This window comes from Streptacidiphilus pinicola, assembly GCF_003258295.1.
GTDB classification, from domain to species: Bacteria; Actinomycetota; Actinomycetes; order Streptomycetales; family Streptomycetaceae; genus Streptacidiphilus; species Streptacidiphilus pinicola.
Genome location: NZ_QKYN01000214.1, coordinates 1 through 15,506, shown reverse-complemented (window position 1 = coordinate 15,506; position 15,506 = coordinate 1). Strand labels below are relative to the sequence as shown.

Sequence of the window (15,506 nt, the reverse complement as noted above, 5' to 3'; positions counted from 1 at the left end):
GTTGTTGATCAACAACCGGCCGCGCGATCGTACGTCAACTCAGAAGGGAATGTGGAGGTTTCGTGATCAGCCCCGCGTACCGCGGCGACGGCGGGCCAGGAGCACCGCGCCCGCGCCGAGGACGACGGCGCCCGCGCCGGCCGCGGCGAGCGGGAGGGCGTCGGAGCCGCCGCCGGTGTGGGCGAGGCCGCCGGTCGGGGCCGGGGTCGGGGCGGCCGAGGGGGTCGCGGAGCGGGAGGCGGACGGCGAGGGCGTGCCCGCCGGGGTGGCCTTGGTGGCGGTCACCGTGTACTCGGCGATGTTGTTGTCCGGGGTGTTGTCGTCCGGCTGGCCGACCGCGACGGCGAGGCCGGCGGCCGCCTTCAGCGCCCGGGTGGGCTTCAGCGCGAAGGTGAAGGTGGCCTGCTGGCCGGGCTTCAGGACCTGCCGCACCGCGCACGCGTACGGCGTGCCGTCGATGGCTCCCGGGTCGACACCGGCGACGGACGGGGCGACAGCCCGCGTGCCGAAGAGGTCACGCGGCAGGGCGTGCTGCGTGGCCGGCAGGCCCTCGGTCGGGAGCTTCTCGCAGCCCGTGGGCAGCTTGGCGACGCTGACGCCCTTCGGCACGAAGACCAGCAGGCCCGCGGTCACGTCCGGCGCCCCGTCGAACGGACGGGTCGGCACAGTGCCGGAGTTCCGCACGCCGAAGACCGCGTCGACGGTGTGGCCCACCGTGCCCGTGATCGTGTGCGGGGCGATCACGTCCACGTCGTCCTGGGTGACCAGGTGCAGCTGGGAGACGGCCAGGTTGTCGTCGTAGTTGATGTCGATGCTCGTGTGGGCGCGCGCCGCCGGCGGCACCTGCACCAGGGTCAGCGGTGCGCCCTTGCCCGGCGTGCCGCCGGTGAGCGAACGGTCGTACAGGCCGCCCTTGACGTCCCAGCCGTAGATCATCGCGTCCGAGCCGGTGGCGTGGGGCGAGGCGGTCAGCGGCACGGGCACGGACAGCCGGTAGGACTCGCCCGGCTTGATCACCGTGTCGAAGCGGCAGACCACCGCGGCCACGCCGCCGTAGCGGCAGTTGCCGAAGTCGCCACCGAAGCCGAAGCCGCCCGAGCCGTCCATGGTGTCCAGGACCAGGACGGTGCCGGTGGCGTCACGGTCGCCGTGGTTCTGCACGGTGGGGGCGACCGGCAGGGTCTGACCCGGCTTCACGTCGAGCACCTGCGCCAGCGGGCCGACCGCCAGGTCCGGGCCGGAGCCGACGGTGACCTGCGTGGTCGTCGGCAGGTCCATGGGGTCCTCGGTGGCGCCGGTCGCGGTGACGGTGAAGCGCACGGTCCCCTGGGCGCCGAGCGCCGCGCCGGAGGCCGAGCGCAGCCCGACGGACAGGTCCCCTTCCTCCGTCACCGCGCCGACGGCGCACCGCGCGTGCAACTTGAGGGCGTCCGTGAAGGAGCAGCCCGCGGGCAGCGACAGTTCGGCGACGCCCGCCGCACGGCTCGCGTCGACGGCGACCGTGACGCCGCGCAGCGGCGCGTCCTCGGCGATGACCATCAGACGGACCGGGTGGAAGCGCTGGGCCTGCGCGCCGGAGCTCTGCGGCAGCACGGTGACCGCGGGCGAGCTGACCACCGCCGCGAAGTGACTCCCCCCGGAGGTGCCGGCCGCGCCGGCCGGAAGGGCGGTCAGACCGCCGGACATGAGGACGGCGGCGGCGACGGCGCCGAAGCGGACCGCCCCTCGCGCGCGTGCGAAGGCCATCTGTGGTTCCCCGGTGAAGAAGAAGTAGTGGACAGGTGTGAATCCGGCAAGATCCAACCACCTGGGGGAACCCGGGGGAACAGACGGGTGAGGGCGGTGGCCGGAACGTTATCTCCGGTTGCCCACCGCCCTGCCGCCAAGACCGCTGAAAGCGGGTCAATCAGCCCGCAGGCCGGTCAGCCCGTACCGGTGGCCAGCTCCTCGTCCTGGCCGTCGCTGCGACGCACGCCGCGCGGAAAGAGGTCCCCCGGAGTGGGGATCGGCCGGACCGGACGGTCGCCGGGCTTCGGCTTCGGCTTGCCCTGCGCGCCGCTCGGGGCCGGCTCGGGGTGCTCGGTGCTGCTGCTCATGTCGCTCGTTCCTCCACGTCGGATGGGCAGGGGATACGACTCCGCGCGGCCGTGCTCGACCGAGCCCGGCTCACGCAGCCTGGACGGGCGGTTCGCGCGGGCGAAGTCCGCCACCTTCCCCCCGATCGACACGCTCGCGATCCGGGGCGGACGCGGCACCTCCCGCACCGGCGACGCCTGCGGCGCGGCGCGGGGCGGGGCCAGCGGCACCACCGTGGACCCGCCCACGGGTCGGGCGGGCGGAGCCGCGGGCGGCGGGACGGTCGGGGCCGACGGCAGGGCGGGCGTCCCCGCGGCGCCCGGCCCGTCGAGCCGGCGGCGCACACCCTCCTCCGCCAGGTCGACGCAGCGCCTGCGCAGCAGCGCACGGCGGTGGTGCTCGGTCTGGGCGCAGGGCAGTGCGTTCAGCGTGCGCAGCGCGGCGAGGTCCTCGGAGTCCGGCAGGTAGCCGTCGGCGACGGCCTCTTCCAGGCGCTGCAGGTACCCGGCGGCGCTGCCGGGCAGGGCCGCCCGGTAGCGGACCAGCTCGGCGAGGGCGAAGGCCCGCATCCGGCCGCCCTCCAGGACGGCCTCCTCGATGGCCTCGGAGAGCCGCAGCACGTCCTGGACGTCCTCGACCCACGCCGAACGCGCCGCCGACCCGCCAGGTCTCAGGTCAGTGACGGCCGGAGGGTTGAGCACGTGGGCGAGGGCTCGCCGAAGGACCCGGAGCTCGTCCGCGCTGAAGGCCATGCCGCCGCGCGAACCGTGTGGCGTAGGCATGGGACGACTGTACGTAACGAAAAGGGAAAATCGGATGAACCCCATGCATGTCGGCGGGTCGTCCGAGGAACTGACAACCGTTCGGCCCAACGGGCTCCTGAGCAGGTGTCAGGCCGAGTTGCGCTCGTAGACCAGCCGCAGCCCGATCAGGGTCAGCCACGGCTCGTGGACGTCGATGCTGGTCGCCTCGCCCAGGACCAGGGGGGCGAGCCCGCCCGTCGCGATGACCTGCACGTCGTCCGGGTTCTTGGCCAGCTCGGCCGCCATGCGGTTGACGATGCCGTCCACCTGCCCGGCGAAGCCGAACAGCACGCCGGACTGCATCGCCTCGACCGTGTTCTTGCCGATCACGCTGCGCGGCCGGGCCACCTCGATCTTCCGCAGCATCGCACCGCGCACACCCAGCGCGTCCACGGAGATCTCGATGCCCGGCGCGATCGCGCCGCCGACGAAGTCGCCGCGCTCGTTGATCGCGTCGAAGCTCGTCGCCGTGCCGAAGTCGACGACGATGCACGGCCCGCCGTAGAGGTGCTTGGCCGCCAGCGTGTTGACGATCCGGTCGGCGCCGACCTCCTTGGGGTTGTCGGTCAGCACGTGCACGCCCGTCTTGACGCCCGGCTCGACCAGGACGGCCGGGACGTCGCCGTAGTAGCGCCGGGTCACCTCGCGCAGCTCGTGCAGGACGGTGGGGACGGTGCAGCAGATCGCCAGACCGTCCACACCCTCGTTCTTCAGCACCGGGTGGGCGCCCATGAGCCCCTGCATCAGCACCGCGAGCTCGTCGGCGGTCCGACGCGGGTCCGTGGAGACGCGCCAGTGCTCGACGATCTCCTCGCCGTCGAAGATGCCGAGGACCGTCTGGGTGTTGCCGACGTCGATCGTGAGCAGCATGGGCGCGCTTTCTCTGGGAACGGGTGGACTATCCGCGCAGGTCGAGGCCGATGTCAAGAACCGGGGAGGAGTGGGTCAGCGCACCGACGGCCAGGTAGTCGACGCCGGTCTCCCCCACCGCGCGGGCGGTGTCGAGGGTCAGCCCGCCGGACGACTCGAGCTTCGCCCGGCCGGCGACGAGGGCGACGGCCTCGCGCAGCTGGTCGACGCTGAAGTTGTCGAGCAGGATCAGGTCCGCGCCCGCCTCGAGCACCGGCGGGATCTGCTCCAGGGTGTCCACCTCGACCTCGACCGGCAGCTCCGGGTACGCGGCGCGGACGGCCTTGAACGCCTCCGCGACGCCGCCCGCGGCGACGACGTGGTTGTCCTTGACGAGGGCCGCGTCGGACAGCGCCATCCGGTGGTTGACCCCGCCGCCGCAGCGCACCGCGTACTTCTCCAGCGAGCGCAGCCCCGGGGTGGTCTTGCGGGTGTCCCGCACGACGGCGTTCGTGCCGTCCAGCGCGTCCGCCCAGGCGCGGGTCGCGGTCGCGATGCCGGACAGGTGGCACAGCAGGTTGAGCGCGGAGCGCTCGGCCGTGAGCAGGTCGCGGGTGCGGGTGGTGACGCTCAGCAGCAGGGTGCCCGGCTCGACCCGGGCGCCGTCCTCGACGTGCCGCTCGACGGTGAACTCCTCCTCGGCGACGAGCGAGATCACCGCCTCCGCGACGCGCAGGCCGGCGACGACGCCGGCCTGCCGCGCGACGAAGTCCGCGGTCGCCACGGCCTCGGCCGGCACGGTCGCGACGGACGTCACGTCCTCCCCACCGGCGAGGTCCTCGGCGAGCGCCATCGTCGCGATGTCCTCGACCTCGACCGGGTCCAGCCCTGCTGCTTCCAGCAGCGCCGCGAGCCCGGGGTCGAGGGCGGTCTCGTACTCGCCGCACGCGCAGTCGTCGCCGCAGCCGTCTTCGATGAGCGGGAGGTCTTCGTGAGTGGACACGACCAGAAATCCTTTAGGAGAGGGGGAGTTGCACTATTCAGGGGCGCGAGGAACTGCGCGACAGGCCACCCTGGGACCGGATTCGCCGAACGAGCAGGGCCATCCGATGGGGGCACCCCCGGCCGAAGGCTGGGGGAGGGTGGTTGCTCGCGCAGTTCCCCGCGCCCCTGGGTGGTGCATCTACTCGACCTGCAGACGGCCTTCGACGAGCGTCGTGGTCAGGTGCCTGCGCCAGTTCTCGTCGTCGCGATCCGGCGCGTCCTCGCGCCAGTGGCAGCCGCGCGTCTCCTCGCGGAGCAGCGCGGCGGCCGTCAGCGCGGAGGCGACCAGGTGGAGGTTGGTGGACTCCCAGGTCTCGACCTGGGGGTACTCGTGCTTCTCGGGATCCGGCTCGGACAGCGCGGCCAAGCCCTCCACCGCCGCGGCCATGGAGTCCGCCGAGCGGAGGACGCCGACGCCGCTGGTCATGACCCGCTGGATCTCCGCGCGGGACTCCGCGGCCAGCAGCGGGACGACCTCGATCGGGCGGGTGGTGTCCTCGTGACGCGGCGCCAGCTTGCCCAGGCGGTCGCGTTCGATGATGTCGTCCGCGATCCGCTCCGCGAAGACCAGGCCCTCCAGCAGCGAGTTGGAGGCGAGCCGGTTCGCGCCGTGGACGCCGGTGCAGGCGACCTCGCCGCAGGCGTAGAGGCCGGAGACGGAGGTGTGGCCGCGCAGGTCCGTCCGCACGCCGCCCGAGGCGTAGTGCGCGGCGGGGGCGACCGGGATCAGCTCGGTGAGCGGGTCGATGCCGTGGGAGCGGCAGGACGCGAGGATGGTCGGGAAGCGCTCCTCCCACATCTCCGCGCCGAAGTGACGGCCGTCGAGGTACATGTGCTCCGCGCCGGTCTCGTGCATGCGGCGCGTGATGCCCTTGGCGACGATGTCGCGCGGGGCGAGCTCGGCGAGCTCGTGCTGGCCCACCATGAAGCGGACGCCCTCGGCGTCGACCAGGTGTGCGCCCTCGCCGCGGACCGCCTCGGAGATCAGCGGCTGCTGGCCCTCCGCGTCCGGGCCGAGCCACAGCACGGTGGGGTGGAACTGCACGAACTCCAGGTCCGCGACCTCCGCCCCGGCGCGCAGCGCCAGCGCGACGCCGTCGCCGGTGGAGACGGCCGGGTTGGTCGTCGCCGAGAAGACCTGGCCGAGGCCGCCGGTGGCCAGCACGACCGCCCGGGCGTGGACCGCGCCGACGCCGTCGCGCTGGCCCTCGCCCATGACGTGCAGGGTCAGGCCGGCGGTGCGGCCCTCCGCGTCCGTCAGCAGGTCCAGCACCAGGGCGTGCTCGATGAGCTCCACACCCTCGTCGTCGCGCACGTCGCGGACGGCCGAGACCAGCGCGCGCGATATCTCCGCGCCCGTCGCGTCGCCGCCCGCGTGGGCGATGCGGCGGCGGTGGTGGCCGCCCTCGCGGGTGAGCAGGATCTCGCCCTCGGCGTCGCGGTCGAAGGCCGCGCCGGTCTCGATCAGGCGGCGGACCGCGCCGGGGCCCTCGGTGACCAGCATCCGGACCGCGTCCTCGTCGCACAGGCCGGCGCCCGCGACCAGGGTGTCCTCCAGGTGCTGCTCGGGGGTGTCGCCCTCGCCGAGCGCGGCCGCGATGCCGCCCTGCGCCCAGCGGGTCGAGCCCTCGTCCAGCATCGCCTTGGTGACGACCAGCACACGCAGACCCGCCGCGCGCACGCGCAGCGCGGTGGTCAGCCCGGCCACACCCGAACCGACGACGACCACGTCCGTGGTCGTCGTCCAGCCGGGGGCCGGTGCCGCCAGTCTTCGGACCGACGCCGATGTCATGAGTGACTCCGTACTGCGAGGGGGTTCGGCACGAGCGCGTCACCCCGCGTCAGGCCGCTGCCCTCTGGAGCAGCGGCGGCGTCCGCGCCGGTGTGCGTGATCCGGTTGTCGCGGTCGACGAAGACGATACGCGGCTCGTACGCGCGGGCCTCGGCGTCCTCCATCTGACCGTAGGCGATGAGGATGACCAGGTCACCAGGGTGGACCAGACGCGCCGCCGCACCGTTGATGCCGATCACGCCGCTGCCGCGGATCCCGGCGATGGTGTAGGTCTCCAGGCGGGCGCCGGTGTCGATGTCGACGATGTGCACCAGCTCGCCGGGCAGGATGTCGGCGGCGTCGAGCAGGTCCTCGTCCACCGTGACCGAGCCGACGTAGTGCAGGTCGGCCTGGGTGACGGTGGCCCGGTGGATCTTGGACTTGAGCATCGTGCGGATCATGGCTTGGTCACGTCTCCTGAGAAGTACATGCCGTGGGCGCTGACGGGCGTCAGAACCGGATGCGGACGTTGTCGATGAGGCGGGTGGCCCCCACCTTGGCGGCGACGGCCAGAACCGCCTCGCCGGTGAAGTCCTCCCGGTCGATCTCGGTGAAGTCGGACGGGTCGATCAGGCCGAGGTAGTCGAGGGCGATGGTGCTCCCCGCCTGCTTCTCAATCGACGCAGCCAGCGTGCTCGAGGCCGCCTTCTTCACCGCCGACGGGGCCGCGCCGGCCGCGCGGGCGTCGCGCCCGGCGAACAGCGCGCGGGAGAGCGCCAGCGCGCGCTCCCGCTCCTCGGCGGAGAGGAAGCGGTTGCGGCTGGACAGCGCCAGCCCGTCCGCCTCGCGGACGGTCGGCACGCCCGCGATCTCCACCGGGAAGTTCAGGTCGGCGACCATGCGCCGGATCAGGGCCAGCTGCTGGCCGTCCTTCTCGCCGAAGAACGCCACGTCGGGCGCGGTGAGGTGGAGCAGCTTGGCGACGACGGTCAGCATGCCGTCGAAGTGGCCGGGACGCGAGGCGCCCTCGTAGCCGGTGCCCATCGGCCCGGCGGAGAGCCGCACCTGCGGCTCTCCGCCCGGATAGACCTCGTCCACGCCGGGCGCGAAGACCACGTCGGCCCCGGCCTCGGCGGCCAGCATCAGGTCGGCGTCCAGGGTGCGCGGGTAGCGGTCCAAGTCCTCACCCGCGCCGAACTGCAGCGGGTTGACGAAGACGGTGACGACGACGGTGCCCTCCGCCCCGGCGCGCTCGCGCGCGGCGCGGACCAGGCTCGCGTGGCCCTCGTGCAGGGCGCCCATCGTCATCACGACGGCCCGCGGGCCGGAGGCCGGCAGGGCCTCCAGCTCGCGCTTGGTGTGCACCAGGACGGTCATCGGTGGTTCTCCTCGGCGAGGGCGTCCAGCAGGGCCGCGGCGGCCTCCGGCTTCAGCGTGCCGTTGGCCAGCGCGCGGTCCGCGGTGGCCCTGGCCATGGCCCGGTAGGCGTCCAGCAGTTGGGGCGTGGTCCGGTGCAGCTGCTCGATGTGGGTGCGCAGGGTGCCCGCGTCGCCGCGGGCGACGGGCCCGGTCAGCGCCAGATCCCCGGCGCGCAGCGCGTTGTCCAGGGCCGCCCCGAGCAGCGGGCCGAGCATCTGGCCCGGCTCGGCGACCCCGGCGCGGCTCAGCAGCTCCATCGCCTGCGCGACGAGGGTGACCAGGTGGTTCGAGCCGTGGGCGAGGGCCGTGTGGTAGAGCGGGCGCCGCTCCTCCGGGATCCAGGAGGGCTCGCCGCCCATCTCCACCACCAGCGCCTCGGCGACCGGCCGCAGCTCCTCGGGGGCGGTCACCCCGAAGGGGCAGCCCGCGAGGCGGGCGACGTCGACGGCGGTGCCGGTGAAGGTCATCGCGGGGTGCAGGGCCAGCGGCAGCGCGCCCGCGCGGGTGGCCGGCTCCAGGACGGAGATGCCCTTGGCGCCGGAGGTGTGCACCAGGATCTGCCCCGGGCGGACGGCGCCGGTGGCGGCCAGCCCCGCCACGAGGTCCTCGAGCGCGTCGTCGGGGACGGTCAGCAGCACCAGGTCGGCGGCGGCCATCACCTGCGGCGGGCTGACCAGTCGGACGCCCGGCAGCAGCGCGTTCGCGCGGCGCTGGGAGGCCAGGGAGACGCCGGAGGCGGCGACCACCTTGTGGCCGGCGTACTGCAGCGCCGCGCCGAGCGCGGGCCCGACACGGCCGGTCCCGACGACGCCGACGGCGAGGCGCCCGGGCCGGTTGTCGGGCGCGGTGGGGTCGGGATCGCCGAAGGCGGGCAGCCCGAGGTCGTCCATGGTGCGGTTTCCGTTCCAGTCCTCAGCGGGTACCAGACGTTCGCGGCAAGTTTACGGCGTGGAGGAGAGCCTGCGCTGTGGCGTAGGGCACGGCGGTACCCCTGGGCCGCCTACTCGTCTGCCTTCTGGTGCTCGTTGTAGCCGCCGGCCAGCGGCTGCGCGCTCATCGCGTGGATCGCCTCCATGATCTCGTCCGTGATCGCGCGGCGGACCGGGCCCGCCGGGGAGACGCCGATGCGGTCGGAGAAGTCCAGCGGCTTGCCGAACTGCACGGTGATCCGCCTGATCCGCGGCATCAGCTTGCCCACCGGCTGGATCCGCTCGGTGCCCGTCAGCGCCACCGGGACGACCGGCGCGCCCGAGGCGAGGGCGAGCCAGGCGACGCCGGTGCGGCCCTTGTACAGCCGGCCGTCGCGCGAGCGGGTGCCCTCGGGGTAGATCCCGAAAGCGCCGCCCTCCTGCAGCACGGACAGTCCCGCGTCCAGCGCGGCCTGCGCCGCGCGGTGCGTGCCGCGCTCGACCGGGATGGAGCCCATGGAGGAGAAGAAGACCTTGTTCGCCCTTCCCTTCACGCCCGTCCCGGTGAAGTACTCCGCCTTGGCCAGGAAGGCCACGGGGCGCGGGGCCACCAGCGGGATGACCGCGCTGTCGATCGCGGCCAGGTGGTTGCTGGCGATGATGACCGGGCCGGTCTTCGGGACGTTCTCGCGGCCGATGACGACCGGTCGGTACACGACCCGCGTCATGGGGGACAGCACCAGCTTGGCGAGCGCTTGAGACACAGGTGCGTTCCTTCGGTGCGTGGAGTGCGGGCGCTGCGGATCGTACGTCATCGGTCCGAACCGATGACGCCTCGTCCGGCGACGTGGCGCCACACGTCTGGGAGGCTGACGTCATGGCAAACGAACACTCCACCGAGTTGGATCCCGCGGCCGCGCCGGCTGAACCCGCCAGGGACAGCGCCGACCGCCGCTACGCGGCCCAGCGCGGCGCGGAGCGCATGCTGTCGGGCGTGCGGCCGCTGAGCCTGGCCGAGCGGCTCGCGGAGCTGGCCGGCGGCGCGGGCCGGGCCGCCTACGACCTGGACGGGCGGCCGGACGTCTACGGCGACGGCATCGTCGCGGCGCTGGAGGAGCGGGTCGCGGAGCTGCTCGGGACGGAGGCCGCGGCGTTCTTCGCGACCGGGACGATGGCGCAGCAGGTCGCGCTGCGCTGCTGGGCCGAGCGGACCGGCAACACGCTCGTCGCGATGCACCCGCTCGCCCACCCGGAGGTGCACGAGCGGCAGGCCTTCACGCAGCTGACCGGCCTGCGCAGCGTCTGGCCGACGAGGGAGCCGCGGCTGCCGAGCGCCGAGGAGGTGGCCGACTGCGACGAGCCGTTCGGCACGCTGATGCTGGAGTTGCCGCTGCGCGACGCCGGCTTCGTGCTGCCGGGCTGGGACGAGCTGACCGCCGTCGTCGAGGCGGCGCGGGACCGGGACGCGGTGGTGCACTTCGACGGCGCGCGGCTGTGGGAGACGACCGCTCACTTCGGTCGCACGCTCCCCGAGATCGCGGAGCTGGCCGACTCGGTCTACGTGTCGTTCTACAAGACCCTCGGCGGCGTCAGTGGCGCCGCGCTCGCCGGCCCGGCGGAGTTCGTCGCCCAGGCGAAGGCGTGGCGGCACCGCTACGGCGGGCAGCTCTTCCAGCAGTGGCCGGCGGCGCTCTCCGCGCTGGTCGGGCTGGACCGGGAGCTGCCGCGGCTCGACGCGTACGTCGCGCACGCCAAGGTGGTGGCCCGGGCGCTGGGCGCGGTGCCGGGCAGCCGGGTGAACCCGGGCGTGCCGCAGACGCACCAGTTCCAGTACCTGCTCCCCTACGCCGCCGACTCGCTGAACGAGACGACGCTGCGTCAGGCCGAGGAGACCGGACGGATGCTGTTCGGCGGCTGGCGCGCCGCGCCCGTGCCGGGGCTCTCCTTCACCGAGATCACGGTGGCGTCCCCGGCGCTGGAGTGGACCCCGCAGGACATCGAGGACGCGCTCGGGCAGTTCCTCAAGATGTTGCGCTGACGATGCCGCGCTGATCAGCGGGAGGCGCGGACCAGGCCGGTCTCGTAGGCGAGCACCACGGCCTGGACGCGGTCCCGCAGGTCCAGCTTGGTGAGGATCCGGCCGACGTGCGTCTTCACGGTGGCCTCGGACAGGCCCAGCCGCTCGGCGATCTCGCCGTTGGACAGGCCCTGGGCCACCAGCAGCAGCACCTCGCGCTCGCGCTCGGTCAGCCGCTCCAGCTCCGGGGTGAGCTTGGGCTCGGCCGCGGCGGGCAGCACCGCGGTGAACCGGTCGATCATGCGGCGGGTCGTCGTCGGCGCGACAACGGCCTCGCCGCTGTCGACGGCGCGGATCGCGGCGACCAGCTCGACCGGCGGGACGTCCTTGAGCAGGAAACCGCTGGCGCCCGCCTTGAGCGCGGAGAAGGCGTACTCGTCCAGGTCGAAGGTGGTCAGGATGAGCACCTTGGGCCGGGAGGCGAGCGGGGTGGCCGGGTCGCAGATCCGGCGGGTGGCCTCGACGCCGTCCAGGCGCGGCATCCGGACGTCCATCAGAACCACGTCGACCTCGACGGCGGAGAGGACCTCCAGCGCCTGGGCGCCGTCGCCGGCCTCGGCGACGATCTCGATGTCGGGCTGGGACTGCAGCACCATGCGGAAGCCGGTGCGCAGCAGCTCCTGGTCGTCGACGAGCATGATCCGGACGGTCATGCGGGCTCTCCTCGTGGTGGGTGGGGAAGGTGGCCGGCGGGACGGGGCTAGCGGGCGGAGCCGAGCGGCAGCACGGCCTCGATGCGGAAGCCACCGCCGGCGCGCGGGCCCGCGTCGAGGCTGCCGCCGACCATGCCGACGCGCTCGCGCATGCCGATCAGACCATGCCCGAAGCCGTCCTCGCCGCCCGCGTGGACCAGCTCGGCGCTCGCGCCCCGGCCGTCGTCCTCGATGACCATGGCCAGGTCGCCGTCCTCGAAACGGATGCGGACCGTGGCGCTGGCCGCCGGTCCGCCGTGCTTGCGGGCGTTGGTGAGCGCCTCCTGGACGATGCGATACGCCGTCAGCTCGACGCCGCGCGGCAGCGGGCGCGGCTCCCCCTCGACGCTGAACTGCACCGGCAGGCCCGCGCTGCGGACCTGCTCCAGCAGGTCCGGCAGCTGCTCGACACCGGGCTGCGGCACGTACTCGCCGCTGCTCTCCTCGCTGCGCAGCAGGCCCAGCAGCCGGCGCATCTCGGCCAGCGCCTGGCGGCCGGTGGCGGCGATCGTGCCGAGTGCCTCCCTGGCCTGCTCCGGCGAGGAGTCCATGACGTAGGAGGCGCCGTCGGCCTGGACGATCATCACCGAGACGTTGTGTGCGACGACGTCGTGCAGCTCGCGGGCGATCCGGGCGCGCTCGGCGGCGACGGCCACCTTGGCCTGGGCGTCGCGCTCGCGCTCCAGCCGGGCGGCGCGGTCCTCCAGCTCCAGGTAGTAGGCGCGGCGGATGCTGGTGAACCGGCCGAGCAGCCAGCTGAGCACGAACGGGGTGGAGGCGATCGCCGAGGCGACCATGTCCTGCCAGCGCTCCAGCGGGCCGGTGGAGAAGGCCACGAAGGCCAGCGGCCCGGAGACGAAGCCGAGCGCGAGCGCCGCCCGCGAGGTCCACGGCTTGCCGAAGGCGGCCGCGCCGTAGCCGAGGACGAGCAGGGCCAGGTCGGAGGTGTGCACGTTCCGCCCGTAGGCGAGCTGGACGAAGGCCACCCCGGCCCCCGCCCACAGGGCGAAGTCGGGGTGCCGCCGGCGGATCGCCACGAGGGTGCAGAGCGCGAGGGCGAGCAGCACCTGCCCGACGCTGCGGTGCGCGAGCGCCTCCACCATCGACAGCAGGAACAGCAGCACGGCCCACACGGTGTCGGACACCAGGGGGCGGCTGCGGAACCAGCTGTAGAGGAATTGCACGGTTCCAGGTTAGGCAGCGCGCGGGGCTCCGCCCTCCGTCGCCGGGGTGACTCCGTTCTCCTCCGGAAGGTGGACTTGGTTGCCAGCGCCAATCGTTCGTGCCGATGATCGACACCCCGAACCTAGGGTGGGTCCATGAGTCATCTGCCCTGGCACGCGGCCATCGAGCGGGCCCTGTACGGCCCGGAGGGGTTCTTCGTGCGCGAAGGCTCCGGACCCGCGGCGCACTTCCGCACCTCCGTGCACGCCTCGCCGCTCTTCGCGGGGGCGGTGCTGGCGTTGACCCGGTGGGTGGACGCGGCGCTGGACCGTCCGGAGCAGCTGACCGTCTGCGACGTCGGCGCGGGCCGCGGCGAGCTGCTGGTCGCGCTCGGCGCGCAGGCCCGCGCGGCCGACCCGGGGCTGGCCGACCGGCTGCGACTGGTCGCCGTGGAGCGGGCCGCGCGTCCGCAGGGGCTGCCCGCCTGGGTCTGCTGGACGGACCGGATCGAGCCGGTCCAGGCCGGGCTGCTCTTCGCCAACGAATGGCTGGACAACGTCCCGTGCGAGATCGCCGAGACGGACGCCGACGGCGTCCCGCGCTACGTGCTGGTGGATCCGGCGACGGGCGCGGAGCGGCTCGGTGAGCCCCTGGACGCGGCTGACGCCGCGTGGCTGGACGACTGGTATCCGCAGCGGGCAGTGGAGCGGGCCGAGCTCGGGCGGTTGCGGGACGCGGCCTGGGCGGAGGCGGTCGGCGCGGTCGGCCGGGGCCTCGCGGTGGCCGTGGACTACGCGCACACCCGCGCCGACCGGCCGCCGTTCGGCACCCTCACCGGCTACCGGGACGGCCGCCAGGTCGAGCCCGTCCCCGACGGCTCCTGCGACCTGACCGCCCATGTCGCCCTCGACGCCTGCCTCGACGCGGCGGCCCGCGCCAACCCGCGCGTCACCCACAGCCTGTGGACGACGCAGCGCGCCGCGCTGCAGGCGCTGGGCGTCAGCGGCGCCCGTCCGCCCCTCGCCCAGGCCTCCAGCGACCCGGCCGGGTACGTCCGGGCCCTGGCCGCCGCCGGGGAGGCCGCCGAGCTGACGGCGGTCGGCGGCCTCGGTTCCTTCCTGTGGGCTGCTCAGGCAGTGGACATGGCGGGCTGCGAGCCCCCCGGGAGATGGCAGACTCTGGTGTCATGACGGAGACGACGGTCGGCATCGGCGCGGGCGCCGGGCTGGCGGGCAGCGGCACCGAGCTGGGCACCAGCGACATGGTGCTGAACATCGGGCCCCAGCACCCCAGCACCCACGGCGTGCTGCGGCTGCGGCTGCGCCTGGACGGCGAGCGGATCTCCGAGGCCGAGCCGATCATCGGCTACATGCACCGCGGCGCGGAGAAACTCTTCGAGGCCCGCGACTACCGCCAGATCATCATGCTGGCCAACCGGCACGACTGGCTCTCCGCCTTCGCCAACGAGCTGGGCGTCGTGCTCGCCGTCGAGCGGATGCTCGGCATGGAGGTCCCGGAGCGGGCCACCTGGACCCGCACCCTGCTGGCCGAGCTGAACCGGGTGCTGAACCACCTGATGTTCCTCGGCTCCTACCCGCTGGAGCTGGGCGGGATCACCCCGATCTTCCACGCCTTCGACGAGCGCGAGCGGCTGCAGTCCGTGCTGGAGGAGGCCTCCGGCGGCCGTATGCACTACATGTTCAACCGCGTCGGCGGCCTGAAGGAGGACCTTCCGGCGGGCTGGTACGAGCGCGTGCGCGGCGCGGTCGCGGCGGTGCGCGCCCGGATGGACGTCTTCGACCGGCTGGTGCTGGGCAACGAGATCTTCCGCGCCCGTACCGCGGGCGTCGGCGTCCTCCCGGCCGAGCTGGTCCACGCCTACGGCGTCAGCGGCCCGATCGCGCGCGGCTCCGGCGTCGACTTCGACCTGCGCCGCGACGAGCCGTACCTCGCCTACGGGGAGCTGGCCGACGTGCTGCGGGTGCCGACCCGTCAGACCGGCGACTGCCTGGCCCGCTTCGAGATCCTGCTCGACCAGCTCCACAACAGCCTGGACCTGGCGGACGCCTGCCTCGACCGGATCGCGACGCTGCCGCAGGGGCCCGTCAACCAGCGGCTGCCGAAGGTCCTCAAGGCCCCCGAGGGCGCCACCTACGCCTGGACCGAGAACCCCCTGGGCATCAACGGCTACTACCTGGTCTCCCGTGGCGACAAGACGCCCTGGCGGCTCAAGCTCCGCTCGGCGTCCTTCAACAACCTCCAGGTCCTCACCGAGGTCCTGCCCGGCACGCTCGTCCCCGACATGGTGGCGATCCTCGGCTCGATGTTCTTCGTCGTCGGGGACGTCGACAAGTAGCTCAGACCGCGCGGATGGCCCGCACGTCGATCGGCTCCGTCTCGTCCTCGGCCGTGAGGTCCACGATGGCGTGTTCGGTGCGCTCGTGGGCGTGGGTCGGCAGGACCGAGGGGGCCTCGGGGGCGGCGACGTAGCGGGCCTGGGCGGCGGCGGCCTCGTCGCCGACGACGTCGGCGCCGTCGTGTTCGAGCACGGCGGGTTCGGCGGGCGTCTGGCCCAGCTGGCTGCCGATCGCCGCCTCCTGGCGGGAGAAGAAGTTGAACGCGCCCGTCGGGGCGCCGCCCGGGCGCGGCAGCGCCGTCTGCGGGGGCACGGCGGCGGCCGGCCGCAGCCGTGCCCCCGCAGAC

General features: G+C 73.7%; 14 protein-coding genes and 1 pseudogene. 3 read left to right on the top strand and 12 right to left on the bottom strand.

Annotated elements, in window-relative coordinates:
• Positions 1-66 precede the first annotated feature (66 nt).
• From DN069_RS37370 to DN069_RS37330, 9 genes are all read right to left on the bottom strand, one after another.
• The gene (locus tag DN069_RS37370; RefSeq protein WP_111507705.1) at positions 67-1,746 is read right to left on the bottom strand and encodes an LPXTG cell wall anchor domain-containing protein; all 1,680 of its coding nucleotides are present in this window, start codon (positions 1,744-1,746) and stop codon (positions 67-69) included.
• 176 nt (positions 1,747-1,922) lie between these two features.
• A complete protein-coding gene (locus DN069_RS42730) occupies positions 1,923-2,858 on the bottom strand; it encodes a hypothetical protein (RefSeq protein WP_341538531.1) in 936 nt (311 codons plus the stop codon).
• A gap of 108 nt (positions 2,859-2,966) precedes the next feature.
• The gene (locus DN069_RS37360) at positions 2,967-3,749 is read right to left on the bottom strand and encodes a type III pantothenate kinase (protein WP_111507703.1); all 783 of its coding nucleotides are present in this window, start codon (positions 3,747-3,749) and stop codon (positions 2,967-2,969) included.
• Between the two features lie 28 nt (positions 3,750-3,777).
• Entirely contained in the window at positions 3,778-4,731 is a 954-nt protein-coding gene (nadC, locus tag DN069_RS37355) for a carboxylating nicotinate-nucleotide diphosphorylase (protein ID WP_111507702.1), read from the bottom strand.
• Between the two features lie 180 nt (positions 4,732-4,911).
• Positions 4,912-6,564, bottom strand: a complete 1,653-nt coding sequence (locus DN069_RS37350) for an L-aspartate oxidase (protein ID WP_111507701.1) — start codon at positions 6,562-6,564, stop codon at positions 4,912-4,914.
• Positions 6,561-7,004 carry an aspartate 1-decarboxylase gene (gene panD / locus DN069_RS37345; protein WP_111507700.1) on the bottom strand — a complete coding sequence of 148 codons (444 nt, stop codon included), beginning with the start codon at positions 7,002-7,004 and terminating at the stop codon, positions 6,561-6,563. The genes DN069_RS37350 and panD overlap by 4 nt, the downstream gene beginning before the upstream one ends.
• A 49-nt stretch (positions 7,005-7,053) precedes the next feature.
• Positions 7,054-7,920, bottom strand: coding sequence for a pantoate--beta-alanine ligase (gene panC, locus DN069_RS37340; RefSeq protein WP_111507699.1), 867 nt, complete (start codon positions 7,918-7,920; stop codon positions 7,054-7,056).
• Positions 7,917-8,852: a Rossmann-like and DUF2520 domain-containing protein gene (locus tag DN069_RS37335; protein WP_111507698.1), complete on the bottom strand. Its 936-nt coding sequence runs from the start codon at positions 8,850-8,852 to the stop codon at positions 7,917-7,919. The genes panC and DN069_RS37335 overlap by 4 nt, the downstream gene beginning before the upstream one ends.
• Positions 8,853-8,962: 110 nt before the next feature.
• Complete coding sequence (locus DN069_RS37330; RefSeq protein ID WP_243640309.1) at positions 8,963-9,634, bottom strand: lysophospholipid acyltransferase family protein; 672 nt, start codon at positions 9,632-9,634, stop codon at positions 8,963-8,965.
• Positions 9,635-9,747: 113 nt separating this feature from the next.
• On the opposite strand from DN069_RS37330, the gene DN069_RS37325 reads away from it, so the two are divergent.
• Positions 9,748-10,908 carry a threonine aldolase family protein gene (locus DN069_RS37325; RefSeq protein WP_111507696.1) on the top strand — a complete coding sequence of 387 codons (1,161 nt, stop codon included), beginning with the start codon at positions 9,748-9,750 and terminating at the stop codon, positions 10,906-10,908.
• Positions 10,909-10,922: 14 nt separating this feature from the next.
• On the opposite strand, the gene DN069_RS37320 is transcribed toward DN069_RS37325, so the two are convergent.
• Positions 10,923-11,600 (bottom strand): response regulator, encoded by a 678-nt coding sequence (locus tag DN069_RS37320; protein WP_111507695.1) that lies wholly within the window; start codon positions 11,598-11,600, stop codon positions 10,923-10,925.
• A 47-nt stretch (positions 11,601-11,647) separates the two neighbouring features.
• On the bottom strand, positions 11,648-12,823 hold the full coding sequence (locus DN069_RS37315) for a sensor histidine kinase (protein ID WP_243640308.1): 1,176 nt from the start codon (positions 12,821-12,823) through the stop codon (positions 11,648-11,650).
• A gap of 135 nt (positions 12,824-12,958) precedes the next feature.
• Here DN069_RS37315 and DN069_RS37310 point away from each other — a divergent pair, with 135 nt between their 5' ends.
• Together DN069_RS37310 and DN069_RS37305 are read left to right on the top strand one after the other, a co-directional pair.
• Positions 12,959-13,993 (top strand): SAM-dependent methyltransferase, encoded by a 1,035-nt coding sequence (locus tag DN069_RS37310; RefSeq protein ID WP_111507694.1) that lies wholly within the window; start codon positions 12,959-12,961, stop codon positions 13,991-13,993.
• The gene (locus DN069_RS37305; RefSeq protein WP_111507693.1) at positions 13,990-15,159 is read left to right on the top strand and encodes an NADH-quinone oxidoreductase subunit D; all 1,170 of its coding nucleotides are present in this window, start codon (positions 13,990-13,992) and stop codon (positions 15,157-15,159) included. The genes DN069_RS37310 and DN069_RS37305 overlap by 4 nt, the downstream gene beginning before the upstream one ends.
• Before the next feature lies 1 nt (position 15,160).
• Here the strand turns inward: DN069_RS37305 and DN069_RS37300 are convergent.
• A pseudogene (locus DN069_RS37300) lies at positions 15,161-15,506 on the bottom strand (hypothetical protein); the annotation flags it as partial.

Bases quoted from the DNA above. Each gene is read 5' to 3' on its own strand.
- DN069_RS37335 (WP_111507698.1), bottom strand. From the start codon at position 8,852: ATGGACGACCTCGGGCTGCCCGCCTTCGGCGATCCCGACCCCACCGCG.
- DN069_RS37305 (WP_111507693.1), top strand. From the start codon at position 13,990: ATGACGGAGACGACGGTCGGCATCGGCGCGGGCGCCGGGCTGGCGGGC.
- DN069_RS37370 (WP_111507705.1), bottom strand. From the start codon at position 1,746: ATGGCCTTCGCACGCGCGCGAGGGGCGGTCCGCTTCGGCGCCGTCGCC.
- DN069_RS37360 (WP_111507703.1), bottom strand. From the start codon at position 3,749: ATGCTGCTCACGATCGACGTCGGCAACACCCAGACGGTCCTCGGCATC.
- DN069_RS37325 (WP_111507696.1), top strand. From the start codon at position 9,748: ATGGCAAACGAACACTCCACCGAGTTGGATCCCGCGGCCGCGCCGGCT.
- panD (WP_111507700.1), bottom strand. From the start codon at position 7,004: ATGATCCGCACGATGCTCAAGTCCAAGATCCACCGGGCCACCGTCACC.
- DN069_RS42730 (WP_341538531.1), bottom strand. From the start codon at position 2,858: ATGCCTACGCCACACGGTTCGCGCGGCGGCATGGCCTTCAGCGCGGAC.
- panC (WP_111507699.1), bottom strand. From the start codon at position 7,920: ATGACCGTCCTGGTGCACACCAAGCGCGAGCTGGAGGCCCTGCCGGCC.
- DN069_RS37320 (WP_111507695.1), bottom strand. From the start codon at position 11,600: ATGACCGTCCGGATCATGCTCGTCGACGACCAGGAGCTGCTGCGCACC.
- DN069_RS37310 (WP_111507694.1), top strand. From the start codon at position 12,959: ATGAGTCATCTGCCCTGGCACGCGGCCATCGAGCGGGCCCTGTACGGC.
- DN069_RS37350 (WP_111507701.1), bottom strand. From the start codon at position 6,564: ATGACATCGGCGTCGGTCCGAAGACTGGCGGCACCGGCCCCCGGCTGG.